Annotated in this window: 1 protein-coding gene; it reads right to left on the minus strand. The window is 65.3% G+C overall.

The window, feature by feature from the left end; translation table 11 throughout:
* Positions 1-72: 72 nt before the first annotated feature.
* On the minus strand, positions 73-842 hold a 770-nt coding region (locus tag DM995_RS20355), incomplete at its 5' end, for an MFS transporter (RefSeq protein WP_116970864.1).

Genomic DNA, 842 nt, shown 5'->3' on the forward strand with positions numbered 1-842 from the left:
AACCAGTGTTGCACTTCAAACGTGAATCCACACCCCCGCGTGCGCGGGGGTGACGAAAAACCGGGGCTTGCGTTACTCCCCGCTCTCCTCAGTTCCCGCCGTGCCGAGCGAGCGATCGACCAGTCCGCTTGCCATCATCCACCAGAACAGCAGCACGCCGGGCAGCGCGGCGATCGTGGTCACCAGGTAGAAATTGGTGAAGCCCAGCGACTCGATCATCCCGCCAGCAAGCGTTCCGGTCAGGAAGCGCCCGGTGATGCTCGCTGCCGCAGAGAGCAGCGCGAACTGGGTCGCGGTAAACTCGAGATTGCACAACGCCGAGAGATAGGCGACGACGCACACCCCGCCGATGCCGCTGGCGAAATTCTCGAAGCCCATTGCGCCCGCCATCGCCCAGGTGCTGTGCCCGACCGTGGCCAGCCCGGCAAAGGCAAGGTTCGAAACGGCCATCAGGATGAGGCTGATCAGCACCGAGCGCTTCATGCCCAGCCGCGCGTAGAGGATCCCGCCGACGAAAATCCCCGCGAGCAGCGCCCAGAAGCCCAGGCCCACGTCGTAGATCGCCAGCTCGTCATTGGTGAAGCCCAGATCCTCGAACAGCAACCGCAGCGTCAGGTTGGCGAGCGTGTCGCCGATCTTGTGGACGAGGACGAACAGCAGCACGACCAGCGCGCCCTGGCGCTTGAAGAACTCGGCGAGCGGGCTGACATAGGCGATCGCGGCGGCCACGGGCCCCTTCAGCGGCTTGGGCTCCTGCCGCCGCGCCGGCTCGCCCATGACGAGGCCGGTGATCACCGCGAACAGGCCGAAGAACGAGACCGCAATATAGGCGGTGGTCCAGT

Source organism: Blastomonas sp. UPD001, from assembly GCF_003426715.1.
In the GTDB taxonomy this organism is placed as follows: Bacteria; Pseudomonadota; Alphaproteobacteria; order Sphingomonadales; family Sphingomonadaceae; genus Blastomonas.